General features: G+C 31.8%; 22 protein-coding genes and 1 tRNA gene. 12 read left to right on the top strand and 11 right to left on the bottom strand.

Annotated features, from left to right (window positions below):
• Nucleotides 1–41: 41 nt before the first annotated feature.
• The 5 genes from ACFE3K_RS06475 to nth all read right to left on the bottom strand — a co-directional run bounded on the left by ACFE3K_RS06475 (nt 42) and on the right by nth (nt 3,182).
• Nucleotides 42–602 (bottom strand): IS630 family transposase, encoded by a 561-nt coding sequence (locus tag ACFE3K_RS06475; RefSeq protein WP_375358671.1) that lies wholly within the window; start codon nt 600–602, stop codon nt 42–44.
• 71 nt (nt 603–673) lie between these two features.
• Nucleotides 674–1,096 (bottom strand): helix-turn-helix domain-containing protein, encoded by a 423-nt coding sequence (locus tag ACFE3K_RS06470; protein WP_375358702.1) that lies wholly within the window; start codon nt 1,094–1,096, stop codon nt 674–676.
• Between the two features lie 200 nt (nt 1,097–1,296).
• Nucleotides 1,297–1,764, bottom strand: coding sequence for an IS5 family transposase (locus ACFE3K_RS06465; protein ID WP_375358701.1), 468 nt, complete (start codon nt 1,762–1,764; stop codon nt 1,297–1,299).
• 279 nt (nt 1,765–2,043) lie between these two features.
• A tRNA-Ser gene (locus tag ACFE3K_RS06460) sits at nt 2,044–2,131 on the bottom strand.
• Between the two features lie 412 nt (nt 2,132–2,543).
• Entirely contained in the window at nt 2,544–3,182 is a 639-nt protein-coding gene (gene nth / locus ACFE3K_RS06455) for an endonuclease III (protein WP_375358700.1), read from the bottom strand.
• A 50-nt stretch (nt 3,183–3,232) separates the two neighbouring features.
• Between nth and grxD the strand changes: the two genes are divergently transcribed.
• Nucleotides 3,233–3,565, top strand: coding sequence for a Grx4 family monothiol glutaredoxin (grxD, locus tag ACFE3K_RS06450; protein ID WP_341747650.1), 333 nt, complete (start codon nt 3,233–3,235; stop codon nt 3,563–3,565).
• Nucleotides 3,566–3,644: 79 nt separating this feature from the next.
• On the opposite strand, the gene ACFE3K_RS06445 is transcribed toward grxD, so the two are convergent.
• From ACFE3K_RS06445 to ACFE3K_RS06425, 5 genes are all read right to left on the bottom strand, one after another.
• Nucleotides 3,645–4,046: a response regulator gene (locus ACFE3K_RS06445; protein WP_375358699.1), complete on the bottom strand. Its 402-nt coding sequence runs from the start codon at nt 4,044–4,046 to the stop codon at nt 3,645–3,647.
• Between the two features lies 1 nt (nt 4,047).
• Nucleotides 4,048–4,824 (bottom strand): sensor histidine kinase, encoded by a 777-nt coding sequence (locus tag ACFE3K_RS06440; protein ID WP_375358698.1) that lies wholly within the window; start codon nt 4,822–4,824, stop codon nt 4,048–4,050.
• 279 nt (nt 4,825–5,103) lie between these two features.
• Nucleotides 5,104–5,703 carry a recombination mediator RecR gene (recR, locus tag ACFE3K_RS06435; RefSeq protein WP_375358697.1) on the bottom strand — a complete coding sequence of 200 codons (600 nt, stop codon included), beginning with the start codon at nt 5,701–5,703 and terminating at the stop codon, nt 5,104–5,106.
• Nucleotides 5,704–6,070: 367 nt separating this feature from the next.
• Nucleotides 6,071–6,556 carry an RDD family protein gene (locus tag ACFE3K_RS06430; protein WP_341751342.1) on the bottom strand — a complete coding sequence of 162 codons (486 nt, stop codon included), beginning with the start codon at nt 6,554–6,556 and terminating at the stop codon, nt 6,071–6,073.
• Between the two features lie 105 nt (nt 6,557–6,661).
• Nucleotides 6,662–7,312 carry an MJ0042-type zinc finger domain-containing protein gene (locus tag ACFE3K_RS06425; RefSeq protein WP_375358696.1) on the bottom strand — a complete coding sequence of 217 codons (651 nt, stop codon included), beginning with the start codon at nt 7,310–7,312 and terminating at the stop codon, nt 6,662–6,664.
• A 95-nt stretch (nt 7,313–7,407) separates the two neighbouring features.
• On the opposite strand from ACFE3K_RS06425, the gene dapD reads away from it, so the two are divergent.
• From dapD to ACFE3K_RS06395, 6 genes are all read left to right on the top strand, one after another.
• Nucleotides 7,408–8,229, top strand: a complete 822-nt coding sequence (gene dapD / locus ACFE3K_RS06420; RefSeq protein WP_375358695.1) for a 2,3,4,5-tetrahydropyridine-2,6-dicarboxylate N-succinyltransferase — start codon at nt 7,408–7,410, stop codon at nt 8,227–8,229.
• A 122-nt stretch (nt 8,230–8,351) separates the two neighbouring features.
• Nucleotides 8,352–9,041: a polyprenyl diphosphate synthase gene (gene uppS, locus ACFE3K_RS06415; protein WP_375358694.1), complete on the top strand. Its 690-nt coding sequence runs from the start codon at nt 8,352–8,354 to the stop codon at nt 9,039–9,041.
• A complete protein-coding gene (locus tag ACFE3K_RS06410; RefSeq protein ID WP_375358693.1) occupies nt 9,028–9,705 on the top strand; it encodes a phosphatidate cytidylyltransferase in 678 nt (225 codons plus the stop codon). The genes uppS and ACFE3K_RS06410 overlap by 14 nt, the downstream gene beginning before the upstream one ends.
• Nucleotides 9,683–10,000 (top strand): FtsB family cell division protein, encoded by a 318-nt coding sequence (locus ACFE3K_RS06405; protein ID WP_375358692.1) that lies wholly within the window; start codon nt 9,683–9,685, stop codon nt 9,998–10,000. The genes ACFE3K_RS06410 and ACFE3K_RS06405 overlap by 23 nt, the downstream gene beginning before the upstream one ends.
• Before the next feature lie 14 nt (nt 10,001–10,014).
• Nucleotides 10,015–10,626, top strand: coding sequence for a ribonuclease D (locus ACFE3K_RS06400; protein ID WP_375359509.1), 612 nt, complete (start codon nt 10,015–10,017; stop codon nt 10,624–10,626).
• A gap of 221 nt (nt 10,627–10,847) precedes the next feature.
• Nucleotides 10,848–12,923: an ATP-dependent DNA helicase RecG gene (locus ACFE3K_RS06395; protein ID WP_375358691.1), complete on the top strand. Its 2,076-nt coding sequence runs from the start codon at nt 10,848–10,850 to the stop codon at nt 12,921–12,923.
• A gap of 113 nt (nt 12,924–13,036) precedes the next feature.
• Here the strand turns inward: ACFE3K_RS06395 and ACFE3K_RS06390 are convergent, their stop codons facing one another.
• On the bottom strand, nt 13,037–13,135 hold the full coding sequence (locus ACFE3K_RS06390; RefSeq protein ID WP_375359508.1) for a hypothetical protein: 99 nt from the start codon (nt 13,133–13,135) through the stop codon (nt 13,037–13,039).
• Between the two features lie 179 nt (nt 13,136–13,314).
• On the opposite strand from ACFE3K_RS06390, the gene ACFE3K_RS06385 reads away from it, so the two are divergent.
• From ACFE3K_RS06385 to ACFE3K_RS06365, 5 genes are all read left to right on the top strand, one after another.
• The gene (locus ACFE3K_RS06385) at nt 13,315–13,764 is read left to right on the top strand and encodes a helix-turn-helix domain-containing protein (protein WP_375358644.1); all 450 of its coding nucleotides are present in this window, start codon (nt 13,315–13,317) and stop codon (nt 13,762–13,764) included.
• Nucleotides 13,758–14,324 carry an IS630 family transposase gene (locus ACFE3K_RS06380; RefSeq protein ID WP_375358690.1) on the top strand — a complete coding sequence of 189 codons (567 nt, stop codon included), beginning with the start codon at nt 13,758–13,760 and terminating at the stop codon, nt 14,322–14,324. The genes ACFE3K_RS06385 and ACFE3K_RS06380 overlap by 7 nt, the downstream gene beginning before the upstream one ends.
• Before the next feature lie 70 nt (nt 14,325–14,394).
• Nucleotides 14,395–15,093 carry a hypothetical protein gene (locus tag ACFE3K_RS06375; RefSeq protein WP_375358689.1) on the top strand — a complete coding sequence of 233 codons (699 nt, stop codon included), beginning with the start codon at nt 14,395–14,397 and terminating at the stop codon, nt 15,091–15,093.
• 156 nt (nt 15,094–15,249) lie between these two features.
• Nucleotides 15,250–18,873, top strand: coding sequence for an acyl-[ACP]--phospholipid O-acyltransferase (locus ACFE3K_RS06370; protein WP_375358688.1), 3,624 nt, complete (start codon nt 15,250–15,252; stop codon nt 18,871–18,873).
• A gap of 94 nt (nt 18,874–18,967) precedes the next feature.
• The gene (locus tag ACFE3K_RS06365; RefSeq protein WP_375358687.1) at nt 18,968–19,771 is read left to right on the top strand and encodes a DsbA family protein; all 804 of its coding nucleotides are present in this window, start codon (nt 18,968–18,970) and stop codon (nt 19,769–19,771) included.
• Nucleotides 19,772–19,956: the final 185 nt, after the last annotated feature.

The following is a 19,956-nucleotide window of genomic DNA, read 5'->3' as shown; positions in this document are numbered from 1 at the left end:
TAGTAAGCTACGCAGGGCTGACATTATACCAATTGCAATAATTAACACGGTGTATTTATCCAATCTCTATACATAATTGATTTTACTAAATCTACATTATGAGCAAGTTGATTCCAAGCGTAACAAGCCATAGTAACGATATCTTCATATACACCATAACATTGGTTAGACAAGAAATGATTTTTAATCCATTCCCAAACTTGTTCCATTGCATTAAGTTCCGGTGCATAGGGCGGAAGCGGTATCAAAGTGATATTGCTTGGCACAGTTAGTGTTTTGGCTGTGTGCCAACCTGCATTATCAGTTAGTAAAGCTATATGTCGGTTGCCTTGAATACTGCGAGAAAGCTCTTCTAAGAATTTATTCATTGCCTGTGTGTTTGCATATGGTAAAATTAATGCACAAGCTTCTCCTGTCTCATGGCAAGCAGCTCCGTAAATATATGTTGAAATAAATTGCTGTTGCCGAACTTTACGGGGTCTAGTGCCACGCTTAGCCCATATACGAGTTAAGCTACCTTGTTGCCCAACTCTAGTTTCATCCTGAGACCATATATCAACTTTACATCTATCGATATTTTTTGCTAATAATTTTGTTAACATGTCTGGAAAGTTTTTTTATATCTATTTTGAGTCTCTTGATTTGACTTTGGATGCATTGAACGAGAAGTAATTCAGCTAAAACCAAGGCGGTGCATAGTATTGTAGACTGTTTTTAAAGCACATTTAGCACCATATTCCTCAAGTAACATGATATGTAGCTCTTTTCCAGTTATATACCCACCAGTTTTACTTTTACTGAGCGTATTGATTTTATCAAAAATAGCAGATTCTTGTATAGTGTTAATCTTCCTAGGGGCACCGCTTCTTTGTGATTCAAATAATCCTTCAAAACCATGATTCCTAAATCTTCTGAGCGATGATTGCACAGTTTTCCAGTGTGACTTCACTATTTCAGATATTGCTTTAAAAGATTTGCCTAATTGAAGGTGATACATCGCCAATAAACGTATATGGTTTCGACCATGCGGCTCATGTTTCATCATTTTTATAAAATCATGACCATGAAAACCTTGTGGTAATATTAACCTAGCCATTTGAGTACCTTTTATCAGTTAAAAACCCATCTTAGACCACTGCGTTAATTATTGCAATTGGTATTATATCCTTCACTTACGTTACAACCCACTACATCCCTCCTCTCAGCTTCACATAATTCGTTACCTCCATATATGTGAAATTTGGTTCTACGCTGTTGGCTAAACTTTACGTAGGTTGGATTTTCACCAACTGTAATTTACCCGCTTTGCCTAGCGCCATAATTTCTTTGCCCAGCAGTTAGTATAAACTTTAATGGATTACCAAGGACATCAACAAGGGTATGAATTTTAGTACTAACACCACCTCTGCTTCTACCTAAAGCCGCTTCTTCTTGATTACCTTTGATATATCCAGATGAGCAAGCATGTGCTCTCACAATAGTTGCATCAATCATAATTGATTCCATATCTGCATCTACTTTAACATAATCCATTAAATCCTCCCATATACCTTTGTCAACCCATCTCTTAAATCTGTGATAAATACTGTACCAACAACCATAATCATCAGCTAGAAGACGCCATTGGCAACCTGTTCTAACAATAAACCATATTGCTTCAATAAAATATCTCATTTTTTCTTCATTCTTGTTGTGTATACCATTTCTTTCCTTAAAAAATGATAAAATTACTTCCCATGCTTGTTCTTCTATGTAATACATCATATTGGTAGTTCCTTTTTTTGATAACTAGAAACTACCATTTCTTCTTACTATGGCAATTTTTTATTCCTCTTGCCTAACTATCATTTTTGTCAACAGAACCTAGGTGGCTCAGTGATATTGCCAAACAGGCTAAAGTGTAAATTGTAATCAGGTTTTGATCCCCTATTGTAATAGGGTTAAAAATATATTTTTTTGTAGGTCAAATTTCAGGAAATTTGTCTGAGAAGTTACATATGAAATTTTTAGTAAAGTAAAAAATCCTGAAATCCTGATAAGAACTGGCGGAGAGGAGGGGATTTGAACCCCTGACACGTTACCGTGAACACGCTTTCCAGGCGAGCGCCTTAAACCACTCGGCCACCTCTCCATCTATGGGAATTCAGAATAACAAGTTACATCGAATTCAGTATTATATATAGAAACAATAAGGTTTGAAGTGGCTGCCCACCTGATTGTTAAAATATAATACTCCATTCAATATGTGATTTTAATAATTAAAAGCACATATTGAATGATGAAAAAAGTTAAAATGCACCCGCAGAAGCGCTTCAAGAGTGCATTTTTCCTTATAACAAAGCAAGTATCGATATAAGAATTAATAATTCTTATATCGAACTAAGGTTACGTAAGCAATAGGTTTGGTATACTATTCGTCTTTAAAGTGTTAGCATTGTCTTACTATCGGGACTTTGCGTACTCACATATTAAATATACGATTAGTTAACTTGCCTCTCGTACTCCTAGCCAATTCTTTAAAGCAGAAGTGTATCTACAGTGTGCTACTTCAGAAAATTATTAGCATAATACTCACAATATTCTTTAACTGGGCAAGCAGGGCAATTTGGTACTCGTGCTTTGCAAATATACCTACCAAGCAATATCAACCAGTGATGAGCATGTTGTAAGCATTTTTTATCGATAACTTTAACTAATTCAAGTTCTACTTTTTTAGGAGTATTACTATTTGCCAGTCCTAATCTTTTAGAAACTCTAAATACATGCGTATCAACTGCGATAGTTGACTTACCAAAGAGGCAATTCAATACTACATTAGCAGTTTTTCTTCCGACACCTGGCAATTTAATTAAGTCATCAAAATTGTTAGGTACTTTGCTGTCATACTTATCTATCAAAATTCGACAAAGTGCAACAATATTTTTTGCTTTGGTTATAAATAAACCTATTGATCTTATATAGGTTCTTACCCCTTCTTCCCCGAGCTCTAATATTTTTTCTGGTGTATTATACTTCACAAACAATAATCTAGTTGCTTTATTAACTGAAACATCAGTTGCTTGTGCAGATAATATCACCGCTACTAATAGAGTAAAATTATTAACATATTCTAGTTCCGTTCGGGGAGTAGGATTATTTTGGCTTAAAATTTCAAAAATTTTATCAACTATTTGAGCTTGCATAATATAACATTTAAGAGTAAAAGAAGTTATAATTTTTATCAGGTTTAGGAATGTTAGAGAATAGAAATTTTGATTTTATAAAAAATGAAATTGCTAATCATGATATTGTATTATTTATGAAAGGCACTGCCAATTTTCCTCAATGTGGTTTTTCTGCTACCGTTGTTTCTATCTTAAAAAAACTTGGCGTAGAATTTCGTGATATTAATGTTTTAACCAATCCTAGCTTACGTGAAGATATCAAATCTTTCAGTGATTGGCCTACCATACCACAGCTTTATATAAAAGGGGAATTGATAGGTGGCTGCGATATAGTACGTGAGATGTATGAAAACGGTGACCTTGTTTCATTATTAAAAAATAAACATATAATATCTAAGTAACCTCAATTAGATATAAGAATATTTATCTTATATCTAATTGCCTTATAAATGAGTATACTCTTCTGCTTTGAGTATATATCTAGTTATGGAACTGCCTTATCGTTTCAAGCAGTTCTTCGTTTTTATAAGGTTTATGGATTAGGTATGTTGCTTGTTCTTGTAAGAGCTTTTGCATTTCCTGATGATTGCTAGACAAACCAGTTTGAAAAATTATAGGAATATGTGCAAGGTTCTCATCACTTCTTATTTGTTTATGTACTTCACAACCTGTCATATCAGGAAGAGAAATATCAAGCAATATTAACTCTATTGTATTAGCATGTGTTTTAGATAAATTAACTGCTTCTTGTCCGGAATAAGCACTGATAATTTTATATTTTTGTTCATAATGTAGCACTAAGTTTATTACGTCATGGCAAATTGGTTCATCATCAACAAAAAGTATAGTAAATACTTTTGCAATATTATCCTTTGTAAGCATTTTATGTCTCTTTTTTATCGTATACAGGAATCATAAATTCTAATTTTGTTCCTCTTTTACGGTTATTCTCGGCATAAATATAACCATTATGAGCCAGTACAATTTCTCGGCAAATAGATAAACCAACACCTGTACCAAGAAAATTATTATTAGTTCGTGAACTACGAGTAAATACTTCAAAAATAGTCTCAAGTTCTGAGTCTGGAATTCCTATACCTGTATCGATTAGGCTAAAGCACCAATGAGGAATATTTTCATGATTTTTTAAGTCAATTACCGCTATAATTAATCCTTCCTTAGTATATTTGAGTGCATTATTAAATAAATTATTTAATAATTGGTTAATCCTAATTTTATCTCCATTAATCATTGCTTTTGTAATACTATGATCAATAAGAATAATATTAATTCGATCGTTAATTATGTTTAATTCTGTAAGTTGCTGCACGGTTTCTTTTATAGAAGATAATAGATCCATAGCAACAAAATTAAACTGCATCTTCCCGGTACTAAACTTAGATAGGTCTAGTAGGTCATTAATTAATTTTATAAGACGTTGATTATTTTTAGCTATTATACTGACATACTTTACGTGTTCTTGCTCATCCATTTTATCCCAATTTTCATATAAAAACTGAGCGATACTACTTCCCCCATGTATCGAAGTCCTAATTTCGTGAGTAACGTGATTCAAAATATTATCTTGCTCTGATATCTTTTGTTCTAATTCTAATATTTTAGTTTTTGAATTATTTCTTAAATTAAACCACGAAAACATCTTGTACCTGCAAATATAAAGAACTACAGGAATCAAAAATATGACTAAAATAGTCCAAAAAAGTTGGTACATATGCTTACTTTAGTTAAAATAATTATATGCAAGGTAAAATATAAAATAAACTAATGAAAATATCTAAAAATTTCAAATTAACATTTCATATAAATAATTCTAATTTAGTAATCTTTGATAATTTTTTAACAAAATTTAATATAATTAATTAACTGTTGGTTAGATATTATATTAAATTTTTCAACACAATAAATAATTTTTAATAAATTACTCAAAAGGCTGTCTTAAGGTTATTGCAGCTGATAAAGTTCCTTCATCTAAATAGTCTAGTTCTCCCCCTATTGGAATACCGCTAGCTAATCTTGATATTTTGATAGTATAATCTTTGAAATATTCAGTAATGAAATAAGCTGTAGTTTGACCTTCTAAGGTAGAATTAGTTGCAATAATTATTTCATTAATATTATTCTCTTGGCATCTAGCTAGTAATTCTGGTAGTCTTAGTGCTTTAGAATTATGGCTATTGGAAGTTGACAAATTATGTCCTAGTACATGATAATATCCATTAAAAATGCCACTACGTTCTATTGCCCACAATTCTGTCACTGTTTCAACAACTGCTATAATAGATTTGTTGCGATCATCAGATGAACATACTCTACAAATATGGTGAGAATCTATGTTGCCACAAATATCGCACTTGACAACATTATTATCTACGTAAGAAAGAGCTGAAATTAAACCTTTTAACCTAACGTCTTTTTCTTGTAAAAGATGCAGGACTATACGCCTTGCTGATCTTTGACCAAGACTAGGTAGTTTAGAAAAAATATATATCAACTGATCTATTTCATTTAGTTTATTCATTTTAGCATACCTTTACTACTTATAATAACCTCAAATATCGATGTAACAAGTTAATATTAGGCTCAGTATCATCCTCATTAGGGATGAGATATAATCTCTGCTAGCTACTATGTCATCAACTATGATTTTTAAGAAATTAAAAAAAGGTTTAAAATAAAAAAATCATAGTTGATGACATCATTTTTACTACTAATAATCTACTGATATACTCAAATGATTTGAAGAATTGGATTTGAAAATGAATGGTGAGCATGCTAGGCGTACATACAATATAGTTACGCATGCGAATCAATGATATTTTCAAAAAACAATTCTTCAAAGCAGAAGAGTATAATACTACAACTTGTAAAATTAATACTATTGTGTTTTAACTTTTAATAACCACTGTTCCAGCAATTTTATCATGCAAAGCTTGGCGTTGTTTAGAAAAGAGTATAAACCAAATACCAACTAGCACTAATACATATCCACAAAATCTTTTAATTAATTGCCATTTACTAGGTTTTCCAAGAGTTATTGCGTCTACTATTTTCATATGCATAACCATTTTTCCTGGAGTAGCACCCAAATAAATCCAAAAACCAATAAAATATGTTGCAGCTAGGGCAAAATTAATTATAAACATTAAAATAAATAATGTAAGAACATTACTAGCAGTTACATTTTGCACTAACTCCGGTTTCGTGCTACCCATTATTAGTATGTCCGCTATACTAGCTTTAAAAAAAAATAAAGACAGTCTAGATAACATAAAGTGGGTGATCGGAGTTGTAAAAATTGATAACAAAAACGAATCTAGGCAAGAAGCAAAGAGCCTAGGAATTAGTTTAGGGTATATAATTTGTTTATTCATTTTTTTCTATATATATCACGGAAGTTCGATGTAACAAGCTACATCGAACTTCCGGTTATGTTATGGGAGTATTTGAATTGATTATAAGTCTCTTTCAAAAGAAGTCTAATGTAATATGAAATCCAAACTATTACCAAGCATAATATTTAACAACTCACTTGAACGAGGAACTACATCAAGATACGTAGCGATATCGATATGTTGCTTAGGTGGCAATTTAATATTTTTTTGATTCATTATATAGGATTTTACTGTTACATATTTTTTATTGAGCAATCTAACCCGAATAAGTGGTATTGTTACATCATGGTCAGAAGTATTACTTATCCTGTAGGAAACTTTAATTTGTCCCATTTCTTTATTTTGTTCAACATGTATATTTCTTATAGTTAATATATTATTATTCTCTTTATACAGAGCTGGTATATTAAACTTCTCGTGAAATAACATTAATAATAAGAAGACAATTAAACTAAGCCACAATAATATAGATAAAATATGCGATTGCTCAGGAATTTTAGTTGGTAATAAAGCCGGTAAGTTAGTACCTTTAGTTAAATATATTTTATTATTTTCATTAGTGCTAGCGTTTTTTGTGGTATTATCTGATATAATGGGAGGTTCTTGCTGATCAAGCTCTGCCTTTTGATACCATATATGGTTGCATTTTGAACATTTGACCTTCCTACCAGTCATACCTATTTGTTCTTTTGAAACTATAAAGGTAGTGTTACAATTTGGGCAAGCAATACTCATTTACGTGATCTAATTTGTATACTCAAATTTGAGTATATAGGTTGACTTAAAAATAAAGTAAATTATGATTTTTTTAATAGTTTAGCAAGGACGTTATGCAAAAACATATCAATACTATAGAAGAATTGTGGCAAATACGCGATAAATTAACTAAGGATTCAGAAAAAACTAACTACGCCAAACAAATATTGAATAATATTATTGATGGTTTAAATCAAGGATTAATTAGGGTTTGTGAAAAAGAAGGGGCTGATTGGCGAGTTAATCTTTGGGTAAAAAAAGCAATTTTATTACATTTTATTGTAACTGATTCGCAAATCCATTCTGGTGATTGTATGAAATGGTATGATAAAATTGCTCCTAAATTTGCTACAAATCATAATGAAGAATTATTTAGAATCCATGGCTGTCGTATCGTTCCCGGAGCATTTATAAGAACGGGGGCATATTTAGCTAAAAACGTTATTGTTATGCCTTCTTTTATTAATATAGGTGCATATATAGGAGAAGGAACAATGATTGATACTTGGGCCACCGTAGGATCATGTGCACAAATAGGAAGGAATTGTCATATTTCTGGCGGGACAGGTATTGGTGGGGTACTAGAGCCAATACAAGATACCCCGGTAATAATAGAAGATAATTGTTTTATAGGTGCAAGATCAGAAATAGCAGAAGGGGTTTTAGTAGAAGAAGGAAGTGTAATTAGTATGGGAGTATTTATTGGTGCATCTACCAAGATAGTAGATAGGGAAAGTGGAAAAATAATTTATGGTAGAGTTCCGGCCTACTCAGTTGTAGTACCAGGCAGCTTACCTGCTGATTCAGGAAAACCAAGTTTATATTGTGCAGTAATCGTTAAACAGGTGGATAAAGGAACTAGAAGTAAAGTATCCATAAATGATCTATTACGGTGAAAATTTCCTATAACTAACCGCAAATATATGTCCATTCATGGCATTTCTGTGTTATTATATAGCTAACCTGAGCCATAGTAATGGTGATAACTTCGAGTCATCCCAGCGTATATACAATAAATATGAATACAATCAACAAAGTAAATCATTTAGCCATAATCATGGACGGTAATGCAAGGTGGGCTTTAGAAAAAGGCTTACCAAAATCTGAGGGACATAGAGCAGGTGCTAATAGAGTAAAGAAATTATTACCAGATTTTATAGAACTTAATATACCTTACGTGACACTTTATACTTTCTCATCAGAAAATTGGAGTAGGTCAAAGACTGAAGTGACATTTTTACTAAAATTATTACGTTATTATCTAAAAAATGAGACTACACTACTACACGAAAACGGAGTCAAAATAAAAGTTATCGGTAGATTGGATATGTTAGATAATATGTTACAAAAACAAATCCATGATGCTATAGAATTAACAAAACATAATAATAACATAACTCTTTGTATTGCTTTTAGTTACGGCGGGCGAGCAGAGATTGTTGACGCATGCCAGAAAATCATCAATTCTAGTAAAACACAAATTAGCGAGAATGAGTTTGGTAATTATCTATATGATCCAAGAATGCCTGATGTAGATTTGTTAATTCGTACTGGTGGTCTATGTAGAATCAGTAATTTTCTACTATGGCAAGCTGCCTATGCTGAACTATATTTTTTACCTAAATACTGGCCTGACTTTAACAAACAAGATATACTAGAAGCCTTAAACGATTATTCAAAAAGAAAAAGGAATTTTGGTGCTAGATAAGAGGTCTAATATAGTAAGAATATTATCAGCCCTAGTAATAGGACCAGTATTTATTATAGCGATAATGTTCATTAAGTCATTATTTTATATAATTATGTTATTAATTGCCATAATTATGTCATATGAATGGTATCAAATGACAAAATCGTCCTTTTCCCATATATTACTGGGCTTTGTTATCATTCCCATTCCCACTATATCTTTAATAATAATTGCTACTGAAGATAAAAATCGATGGCTATTATTACTATATTTCATTATAATATGGTCAGTTGATATATTTGCTATGATTGGTGGGAAGAATATAGGCGGACCTAAGCTGACCCCCAAGATTAGTCCTAACAAAACTTGGAGTGGATTAATCATAGGGGTATTAGCTAGTGGGCTTACAGCATTTTTATTAAGTTTAGTACCTAGCTTTGACTTACCAACTGACTATTTATTAAACAAACGGCACTTAATGATAGCAGCTATTTGTTTAGCACTAATAGCACAAATGAGCGATTTATTTATTTCATATTTTAAGCGTAAATTTGCTATAAAAGATACTGGTACTATAATACCAGGTCATGGCGGTGTTCTAGACCGATTTGATAGCATAATTCTTACCGCCCCAATATTATTTTTATTATTAAAATATTATGAATTATCAATATTTTATTGATTCAGTTAAAAATGCCAAAAAGATAATATTTAATGTTTTGCTATCTTTATTATTAGCTTATTTTATCTTCCATTCTATTTGTGGTAATAGAGGGATTATTGCTTATTTTACATTAAATCAACGACTCGAAAAAACCTATAGTGCACTAGAAAATTTAAGGGCAGAACGCATTGAACTTGAACATAAAGTAAAACTACTTAGACCAGAATCTCTAGATAGAGATATGCTTGACCAAGAAGCAAGAAGAGTTCTAGGGGTAGCGTCTCCAAAAGAACAGGTTTTTACCATAAAATAACTTAGGAGGTTATTATCAGTATTATAGTTTTTCAGAATGATCTCCCGGAAGATTTTAATATTGCAGGAGACCTAGCAATCGATACAGAAACGATGGGATTACACTTACATAGGGATAGGTTATGTCTTTTGCAACTGAGTAATGGAGATGGAAAGGCTTACTTAGTAAACTTTATTGACAAGAATTACGCAGCACCTAATTTAAAAAAACTATTGCTTGATAAGAATCGATGCAAAATATTTCACTATGCTAGATTTGATTTAGCAGCAATAAGAAAATATCTTGGAATAGATTTGGAGAACATATTTTGTACAAAGATATCTTCTAAACTAGTTAGAACCTATACTGATGCTCATGGTTTAAAAGACTTATGCCGTGAATTACTTTCAGTCCAAATTTCTAAACAACAACAATCTTCCTACTGGGGAAGGTTGGATCTTACAGCTGAACAAAAAGAATATGCTGCCAAAGACGTCCTTTACCTACATCAACTTCGTGCTACCTTGCAAGATATGTTACTGGTCGAAAATAGGTTAGATATTGCAAAACAGATTTTTCAGTTTTTACCTATTAGAGCCAACCTAGACCTAGTAGGATGGAACGATATTGATATTTTTATGCACTAAACTCTAGATGCTGTAAATAAAATATAGTTATTATTGACCTGAGTTCGATGTAACAAATTAATATACTCTTCTGCTCCTACGAATTGTTTTTTGAAAATATCATGGACTCGCATGCGTAACTATACTATATGTACGCTACGCCTGCTCACCATTCATTTTCAAATCCAATTTTTCAAATTATTTGAGTATATTACATCGAATTCAGGTTAATTAAAAAATATATGTTAACAATTAACAAGTTTTTTTTCTCGCTGATTAAATCACGTATTAATGTTAGTGATAATATAATTATTGGACTTAAAAGATTGGGAATAATCAATTTAAGAGATTTGTTATTTTACCGCCCTACTTCTTATCAAGTTAAAATAATTTCACCAAGTTTATCTTCACTAAAAAATGGTCAGTTAATTCAAACTGAAATAACAATTGAAGAAGTGCTTGTGCCTAAGAACAAAAAACAGCCTTTGAAAATCTTAGGATACAATGATACTGGCTCAATTCTGCTGATATTTTTTAATAGACCCTCTTATTTTATCCTAAGTAAACTTACAGTAGGCAGTAAACATACAATTAATGGTAAGGTACAAGTTTTTTCTAGCTTACCTCAAATAGTCCATCCAATATTTATTTTGGATCAAAAACTTACCAGCCCCCTAGAACCAATATATCCTTTGACCTATGGGATAATTAATAAGCAACTTTATTCCTATATAATAAAGGGGCTTGATTTGTTTGAGAAAGAGTGGTGCTGTATTCCTGAGAGCTTTCAAGAAGTGAAGGACTATACTAAATCATTATTAGAAGATTTAAAAACTTTACATTTATATCAGGTTAAAACTAAGCAATTAGAAGAATTACATACTCAAGCTTTAAGACAATTGGCAGAAAAAGAACTTTTTGCTAATCAAATTTCATTACAATATCTCCGCCAGCAAACAAAATTAAAACAAGGTAATTCATTTACGGGGTCTAGTCAGCTACAACAATCAATACTTAAGACATTAGGCTTTGAACTAACATCCGACCAAAAAAAAGTAATAGAAGCAATTGAAAAACATCAATTATCTCCTACAGAAATGATGTGTTTACTCCAAGGCGATGTTGGCTCTGGTAAAACATTAGTAGCTTTATTGACAATGGTCACTGTAGCATACCATAAATTTCAAGCTGCACTAATGGCCCCTACCGATTTATTAGCAAACCAACATTACCAATTCTTCGTTAAAGCCTTAAGTGAAACCGGAATAAGGCTTGGTTTACTTACTGGAAAAATATCTACCAAAGAACGAAACACAGTTCTATCAAGCCTAGAAAATGGAGATATTGATATATTAATTGGCACTCATGCATTATTTCAAGAAAAAGTAAACTTTAAAAAGTTAGGTTATATCGTCATTGATGAACAGCATAAATTTGGTGTACAACAACGGTTAGATTTAATTAATAAAGCCTCTCATCCCGATGTTTTGGTGATGACTGCAACCCCTATTCCTAGAAGTCTTACTTTGACCATGTTTGGAGATATGGATATTGCTAAATTAACAAGCAAACCAAAAAATCGACTACCAATTATTACTAGCATATTGCCAAAGACCAAGCTAAATAATGTAATCTCAGTTTTAGATAAAAAGCTAAAATTTGGAGAGAAAATTTACTGGATATGTCCCCTTATTGATCAAAATGATGAAGAGTTAACAACACAGTCAAAAAATACAGGATTAACCGACATCAACACTAGACTAGTTACCATTGAGAATGCCTACCCTAACATTACAGGTACTATACATGGCAAAATGAAAAATGAGCAAAAAGATATGATTATGCACCAATTTAAGAATGGTAATATTAAAATCTTGGTTGCTACAACTGTAATTGAAGTGGGTATCGATGTACCAGAAGCAACCTTAATAGTAATAGAAAATGCTGAACAGTTTGGTTTAGCTCAGTTACATCAGATAAGAGGTAGAGTTGGACGTAGAACTTTACAATCTCATTGTATTCTTCTATATGATCCTCAAAAATTAACTATGGTTGCAAAATCTAGATTTGAAGTGATGAGAAATAGCAATGATGGTTTTTATATAGCAGAGCAAGATCTACTCTTAAGAGGTAGCGGAGAAATATTAGGAACAAAGCAAAGTGGTGAAATAAGATTCTTTTTTGCTGATCTAGCTAGAGATTTAGACCTTTTAACTAAAGCCAATAAATTAGCAGAAGAAGGTTCAAAAGATCTTTCTAAATTCTCTTTACTTCAAATAAAATTATTTGCTAGAGTAGAGTTGAATGAATTGAACTAACAGTTCAATCGTTATTCATTCAGATTATATTTAGCAGAATATTCCCACATAGGATTCCAATAGGATTCCAATAATATTTTACCAGCTTCTATACTATCTACAATAATGCCAAATTATTGTAATGATGTTGGGTAAAAATTATGACTACCAAAATAAAAAACTTTGTCATCTACTATCCAAAACTTATTATGGCTTCTTGCATTGGTATTGATAATATGATTATAACTTATATAAGCAAGATGGAGATGCTGTTTTAATTCTTGTGCGGCTATTTTATACTAATTGCAATAATGAACACGGTGTTATAAAATGGGTTTTTAACTGATAAATAGGTACTCAAATAGCTAGGTTAATATTACCGCAAGGTTTTGAAGGTCATGATTTTATAAAAATGATGAAACATGAGCCGCATGGTCGAAATCGTATACGTTTATTGGCGATGTATCACCTTCAATTAGGCAAATCTTTTAAAGCCATATCTGAAATAGTGAAGTCACACTGGAAAACTGTGCAATCATCGCTCAGAAGATTTAGGAATCATGGTTTTGAAGGATTATTTGAATCACAAAGAAGCGGTGCCCCTAGGAAGATTAACAGTATACAAGAGTCTGCTATTTTTGATAAAATCAATACGCTCAGTGAAAGTAAAACTGGTGGGTATATAACTGGAAAAGAGCTACATATCATGTTACTTGAGGAATATGGTGCTAAATGTGCTTTAAAAACAGTCTACAATACTATGCACCGCCTTGGTTTTAGCTGGATTACTTCTCGTTCAATGCATCCAAAGTCAAATCAAGAGACTCAAAATAGATATAAGAAAACTTTCCAGACATGTTAACAAAATTATTAGCAAAAAATATCGATAGATGTAAAGTTGATATATGGTCTCAGGATGAAACTAGAGTTGGGCAACAAGGTATCTTAACTCGTATATGGGCTAAGCGTGGCACTAGACCCCGTAAAGTTCGGCAACAGCAATTTATTTCAACATATATTTACGGAGCTGCTTGCCATGAGACAGGAGAAGCTTGTGCATTAATTTTACCATATGCAAACACACAGGCAATGAATAAATTCTTAGAAGAGCTTTCTCGCAGTATTCAAGGCAACCGACATATAGCTTTACTAACGGATAATGCAGGTTGGCACACAGCCAAAAAACTAACTGTGCCAAGCAATATCACTTTGATACCGCTTCCGCCCTATGCACCGGAACTTAATGCAATGGAACAAGTTTGGGAATGGATTAAAAATCATTTCTTGTCTAACCAATGTTATGGTGTATATGAAGATATCGTTACTATGGCTTGTTACGCTTGGAATCAACTTGCTCATAATGTAGATTTAGTAAAATCAATTATGTATAGAGATTATCTATGGATAAATACACCGTGTTAATTATTGCAATTGGTATAATGCGGTTGGTCATGAACTTGGTTCAAGAAAGAAGCCAATTAAGGACAATGATTTGCCAGCTGCACTTGATGCTTTCAACAATAAAAAAACTGTTTTAGAAATTGAATCTGCTATAATAGCATCAACTGAAATCGCCAAGAATGGTTATAGTTTGTGGATTTATGATTATTTTGATATTTTTGCTAATTTAAAAGGTGATATTATAAAACTTGGTAATTATATTGAGGAGATAACAGAAAAAACAGAGCCCTCTTTACAGCCAATTACAGATTTTAGAATTTTAGGTGTAAGTAATAGTATTGGTGTTTTTGACAATGAAATGTTAAAAGGTCAGGACATAAACCAAAAATACAAGCAGGTTCAAGCTGGAGATTTGGTATATAATCCGCATAGGATTAATGTGGGTTCTTTAGGTTTAGTCTTTGAGGATTTAAGTGGTGGTTATGTAAGTGGTATTTATACCGTCTTTAGAGTTTTAAAAAAATTCCAAGATATTCTACCATCCGAATATTTATTACATATTTTAAAGTCAAAATATTATTTAGCCATTATTGGCAAATACGATACAAAATATGGAGCTGTTAGAGCGAATTTAACTTATGAACAGCTTTGTAATATACACATACCATTACTTAAAAAAAATGAAATGAAAGAATTTTTAGAAAAAATAAGTAAACTAAATAATATCACGGAAGAATTTCAGAAAATTAAAAATAATCTTAAAGAGTCTATACATAAAATTTTACCTTAATTTTTACAACCTTATTAACCTAAAAGTTTCAGCATTATAAATGCTAACACAAAAATTTGTCCTGCAATAAGCCAATTGTTATGACTTAGAAAAAAGTTGATTATCGAGTAACAAATTACATACTATACTACAACTAAATATGTCTCTGGAGAAAGCATGCCATCAAATCAATTATATTTATTTCGAGATATGCGTTTTTTGCCTATCTTCATAGTACAATTTTGTGGTTGTATGAATGATAGTATACTAAAAAATGCTCTAATTATATTAATTACTTATAAACTATCTAGTCAATTGGTAGAATCAACCCAATTGCTTGTACTTGCTGCTAATACTATTTTTGTATTGCCTTTTGTTATATTTGCAAGTATTGCAGGTCAAGTGGCTGATAGATATGAGCGAGCAACTTTAGTTAAAATCATTAAATTATTTGAACTCGCCATAGTATTTTTTGCTACTTATGGATTTTTCAATAATAATTTAGTAATACTTTTTTTGTCTATATTTCTTATGGGTATACATTCGACATTTTTTGGACCAATCAAATACAGTGTTCTGCCAGATCATTTATACAAAAATGAACTATTGGGAGCTAATGGATTTGTTGAGGCAGGAACATTTATCTCTATTTTAGTTGGTACTATTATTGGAGGATACTACACTATAAGTGGCAATTTAATCATCACTATTCTGATAATAATTGCTATGGTTGGTGTTGTTGCTAGTTATTTTATGCCAAGATCGAATAATTCTAACTGTGAAATTAAAATCAATTTAAATTTATTTCGTGGAAGTATAGAAATGATTAAATATGCTAAAGCTAAAAAGCAAGTATATCTAGCAATTCTTGGTATATCTTGGTTTTGGTTTATCAGTGCAGCAATACTTGCCCAAATTCCATCTCTTGCTAAAGATACTTTTGGAGCGGATGAAAATGTTGCTAATTTGTTCCTTGCAACATTTTCAATTGGAGTAGGGGTTGGTTCTTTTTGGTGTAGTAAGATTTTTGGAAATGAAATTACCACGAAATATGTTTTTGTCTCGGCACTTGGTATCAGTATATTTGGTATTGATTTATTTTTTGCCAGTCGCATTAGTGCAGTTCATTATGAACCGGAACAGTTAAAGAGTATATTTGTCTTTTTATCTAAAAAGCATAATTGGCGGATCATTATCGATTTATTTTTTATAGCTGCTATTGCGGGGCTATATATTGTTCCACTTTTTGCAGTATTACAATATTTGAGTTCTTCAGCTCATCGTAGTAGAATAATTGCTATAAATAATTTTGTTAATGCTATATTTATGGCTGGCTCCACTGCAATATTGTCGTTGTTGTTCTATTGGGAATATTCGATACCATCCGTTATATTATTTATTAGTCTGCTCAACATAGTGGTAGCTTATTATATTTATCAATTAATTCCCGAAGTAAAAATAGTACCTTTTGCTGTTAACCGAGCTATTTTAAAATTTCTTTTTGATTGCATGTACAGAGTGGAAGTAAAAGGTATTGAAAATTTTTATAAAGCTGGTAAAAGATCAGTAGTTATCGCCAATCATATTTCATATCTTGATCCTGCATTACTGGCAACTTATCTACCTGAAGAAATGACTTTTGCCATTAATACAACTATGGCTAAAGTGTGGTGGATAAAACCATTCTTAACGATGGCAAAAACTTTACCAATTGATCCTTCTAATTCAATGGCTATAAAGAGCTTGATTAGGGAAGTACAAAAAGATAAAAAAGTTGTTATATTCCCTGAAGGAAGAATAAGTATTACTGGTTCCTTAATGAAGATATATGAAGGACCTGGCATGATTGCTGAGAAATCTGATGCGACAATTCTACCTATAAGAATAGATGGTACACAATTTACTCATTTTTCTAAACTTAAGAATATATTAAAAACACGGATATTTCCTAAGGTTACTATTACTATTTTGCCACCAGTAAAATTTCCTTCTAAGCCGAATATAGATAATAGGGAAAAGCGTAAATATATAGGTCAGGCTCTTTATGATATCATGGCTGATATGATGTTTGAAAGCTCTGATTATCAAAATACTATATTTCAGTCTCTAATTGAGACAGCAAAAGCTTACGGTTTTAACAAAAAAATAATACAAGATATTGATGATAAATCTGTTACCTATCGCCAATTAATATTGGGATCTTTTACTTTAGCAAATTTAATAAAACAGGATACGGAAGTAGCTGACTATGTAGGTCTTATGCTACCTAATATGGTTGAAACTATGGTTACTTTTTATGCTATGCAAGCCTGCTGCCGTCGACCAGTTATGATTGACTATATGAGTGAGGTGAGCAATATAGTGGCTTCATGTAAAACAACGTCAGTTAAAATAGTATATACTTCAAAACAGTTTGTTGAAAAAGCTGGATTACAGGAAGTGGTAGCAAAAATCTTAGCAGCCAATATAAAAATTATTTACCTTGAAGATTTAACACAAAGAATTGATTTATATTTAAAAATTAAGGCTATTATTGCCAGCTTCTTCCCACAAAGTTATTACAACAATATATGTATCAGTTATGATGATAATGATCCATCAGTTGTAGTATTTACTTCTGGTATTTCAGCAACAGCTAAAGCTGTAGTATTATCACATAGGAACTTGCAGGCTAATCGATGCCAACTTCTAGCTAAGGTACATTTTAGTCCTGATGATTTTGCATTTATGGCTTTACCGCTTTTTCACTGTTTTGGTTTATCTGGAACAATAATGATGACACTCAATGCTATACCAGTGTTTCTTTACCCGTCTTCTCTGCATTATAGGAGTATTCCTGAGGTAATATACGATATCGGAGCAACAATTATGTTTGGTACGGATATATTTTTGCATGGTTATGCTGTCTATGCTCATCCTTACGATTTTTATTCTATAAGATACGTATTTGCCAGTAGTGAGAAACTGAGAAAAGACACAAGGGAATTATGGCTTGATAAGTTTGGTATAAGAATTTTTGAAGGATATGGTACGTCAGAAACATCTCCCATAATATCTTGTAATACCCCAATGCATTATCGTGCTGGAAGTGTAGGGCGTTTGATGCCTAAAATAGAATATTATATTAGACCAATTCACAATAGACCTCTTGCAGAATTTGTTTCTGCTGAGGAATTTAAAGAAACCACGGAGCTTCGAACCGTAGCGTACTCAAATGTAGGTGAAGAGCAGAGTACCGGTAGTACGAATAAATTACCAGCAGAAATAGAATTATGCGAGAGGTCTATTGGAATAGAGGGGGTAGGACAACTATTCATCAAAGGACCAAATATTATGCTTGGCTATATGCACTCTAATAATCCCGGAATTATCCACCCTACATCATCAGAAGAATTGGGTTTGGGATGGTATGATACTGGAGATATAGTAAAAATTGATGAAGATGGATATCTTACCTTATTAGGTCGTATTCAGCAATTTGTTACAATAGAAGAAGTAATTACGCTGATATTAATAGAGGATTTAGCTAATATGATCGATGTTGATAGTAAGCATGTTGCTATTTGCCCTGATAATGATAATAAAGACAAACAAATTTTTCTATTGACCACAAGTCAGACCATAAATAGTGAAAAATTCATAGAAATAATGCATAAAAATTCAATAGACTCAAACCAAAAGAATATACCAGTTATTATCCCTGTTAAAGAAATACCAATTCTACCAATAGGTAAAGTAAATTATCGGCAAATAACTAAAATGCTTGAAAATTATAGAAAAGTAACTAAAATGCTGAAATAAGGTACATGAGTGTAATATATGGACGCCAATATACTATATAACTTGGACTAATAAACTATTTATAACAAACTAATCTATTTAATAGAAAAATATTATGCATAATGTTGTTGGTAAAGTATTATTAATTATTGTTGTTGTTCTTTTAGCATTATTTGCTTATAAAACTATGAAGACTCCTAGTGCTGCTACTACGGTTTCGATTAACACTCTCGAACAGCAAGTGTTAGACAGAAAAGAAGAAGTGGAAAAAACTGAACAAATTATAAAAGAATATTTATTAAATAATCCCGAAATAATCATTCAGGCAATAGAAGGTCTTCAGCAGCGTAAAATGCAAGAAATGGAAATAAAAACTGGCGAATATATAAAAGATAATAAATCTGAAATAGAAGATGCTCTTACATCTCCTGCACTTGGTAACCCGAATGGAGATGTAGTCATCGCTACTTTTTATGATTATAATTGTAGTTATTGTAGAAAAGGTCATAACTTTATTAACCAGTTAATCAAATTAGATACGGGGGTTAAAGTCGTTTTAAAACCGTTCCCGATTCTTGGTGATGCATCTAATTATGCTGCAACTATTGCTTTAGCTGTTTATAAAACCACTCCGAGTAAGTTTCAAGATATTCATAATGGTTTAATGGACTTAAAATCTATTACCAAAGAATCTGTAGAAAAATTGTTACTAGTAAATGATCTAAATCATGAAGTAATTGCGGAAGAAATCAATAAAGATGAAATAAAAAATCTCATCGACAAAAATGTTAAGTTAGCAAAGGGTTTAAAAATACAGGGAGTACCTGCTTATATTATTAATGGTAAATTAATAGCAGGAATGGTAGATCTAGACCAATTGCAGACGATAGTTGCTGATATACGAAGTCAAAATAAGTAGTTTTGCTGTTATCCGAGCTACGGTGCATGGAGACTTTGCCTAAAAATACCAATGTAAGTAATGGGTACTACAAGACCAAAAACGATATCGACAACGCAATTCTTCAAAGTAGCACCACTACGCATTATGTAAAAACAAACTCTTAGAAGCAGTTTGTTAGGAGCTAACACTTGATAAGTGCTATC

The sequence above is a fragment of the Candidatus Tisiphia endosymbiont of Neophilaenus lineatus genome (assembly GCF_964264975.1).
Classification (GTDB): domain Bacteria; phylum Pseudomonadota; class Alphaproteobacteria; order Rickettsiales; family Rickettsiaceae; genus Tisiphia.
Note: the sequence above shows the minus strand (reverse complement) of the source record. Positions and strands in the feature narration are given on the sequence as shown.

Excerpts from the sequence above, each read along its gene's own strand:
- ACFE3K_RS06475 (WP_375358671.1), bottom strand. The coding sequence starts at position 602 with ATGTTAACAAAATTATTAGCAAAAAATATCGATAGATGTAAAGTTGAT.
- ACFE3K_RS06470 (WP_375358702.1), bottom strand. The coding sequence starts at position 1,096 with ATGGCTAGGTTAATATTACCACAAGGTTTTCATGGTCATGATTTTATA.
- ACFE3K_RS06465 (WP_375358701.1), bottom strand. The coding sequence starts at position 1,764 with ATGATGTATTACATAGAAGAACAAGCATGGGAAGTAATTTTATCATTT.
- nth (WP_375358700.1), bottom strand. The coding sequence starts at position 3,182 with ATGCAAGCTCAAATAGTTGATAAAATTTTTGAAATTTTAAGCCAAAAT.
- grxD (WP_341747650.1), top strand. The coding sequence starts at position 3,233 with ATGTTAGAGAATAGAAATTTTGATTTTATAAAAAATGAAATTGCTAAT.
- ACFE3K_RS06445 (WP_375358699.1), bottom strand. The coding sequence starts at position 4,046 with ATGCTTACAAAGGATAATATTGCAAAAGTATTTACTATACTTTTTGTT.
- ACFE3K_RS06440 (WP_375358698.1), bottom strand. The coding sequence starts at position 4,824 with ATGTTTTCGTGGTTTAATTTAAGAAATAATTCAAAAACTAAAATATTA.
- recR (WP_375358697.1), bottom strand. The coding sequence starts at position 5,703 with ATGAATAAACTAAATGAAATAGATCAGTTGATATATATTTTTTCTAAA.
- ACFE3K_RS06430 (WP_341751342.1), bottom strand. The coding sequence starts at position 6,556 with ATGAATAAACAAATTATATACCCTAAACTAATTCCTAGGCTCTTTGCT.
- ACFE3K_RS06425 (WP_375358696.1), bottom strand. The coding sequence starts at position 7,312 with ATGAGTATTGCTTGCCCAAATTGTAACACTACCTTTATAGTTTCAAAA.
- dapD (WP_375358695.1), top strand. The coding sequence starts at position 7,408 with ATGCAAAAACATATCAATACTATAGAAGAATTGTGGCAAATACGCGAT.
- uppS (WP_375358694.1), top strand. The coding sequence starts at position 8,352 with ATGAATACAATCAACAAAGTAAATCATTTAGCCATAATCATGGACGGT.
- ACFE3K_RS06405 (WP_375358692.1), top strand. The coding sequence starts at position 9,683 with ATGAATTATCAATATTTTATTGATTCAGTTAAAAATGCCAAAAAGATA.
- ACFE3K_RS06395 (WP_375358691.1), top strand. The coding sequence starts at position 10,848 with ATGTTAACAATTAACAAGTTTTTTTTCTCGCTGATTAAATCACGTATT.
- ACFE3K_RS06385 (WP_375358644.1), top strand. The coding sequence starts at position 13,315 with ATGATGAAACATGAGCCGCATGGTCGAAATCGTATACGTTTATTGGCG.
- ACFE3K_RS06380 (WP_375358690.1), top strand. The coding sequence starts at position 13,758 with ATGTTAACAAAATTATTAGCAAAAAATATCGATAGATGTAAAGTTGAT.
- ACFE3K_RS06370 (WP_375358688.1), top strand. The coding sequence starts at position 15,250 with ATGCCATCAAATCAATTATATTTATTTCGAGATATGCGTTTTTTGCCT.
- ACFE3K_RS06365 (WP_375358687.1), top strand. The coding sequence starts at position 18,968 with ATGCATAATGTTGTTGGTAAAGTATTATTAATTATTGTTGTTGTTCTT.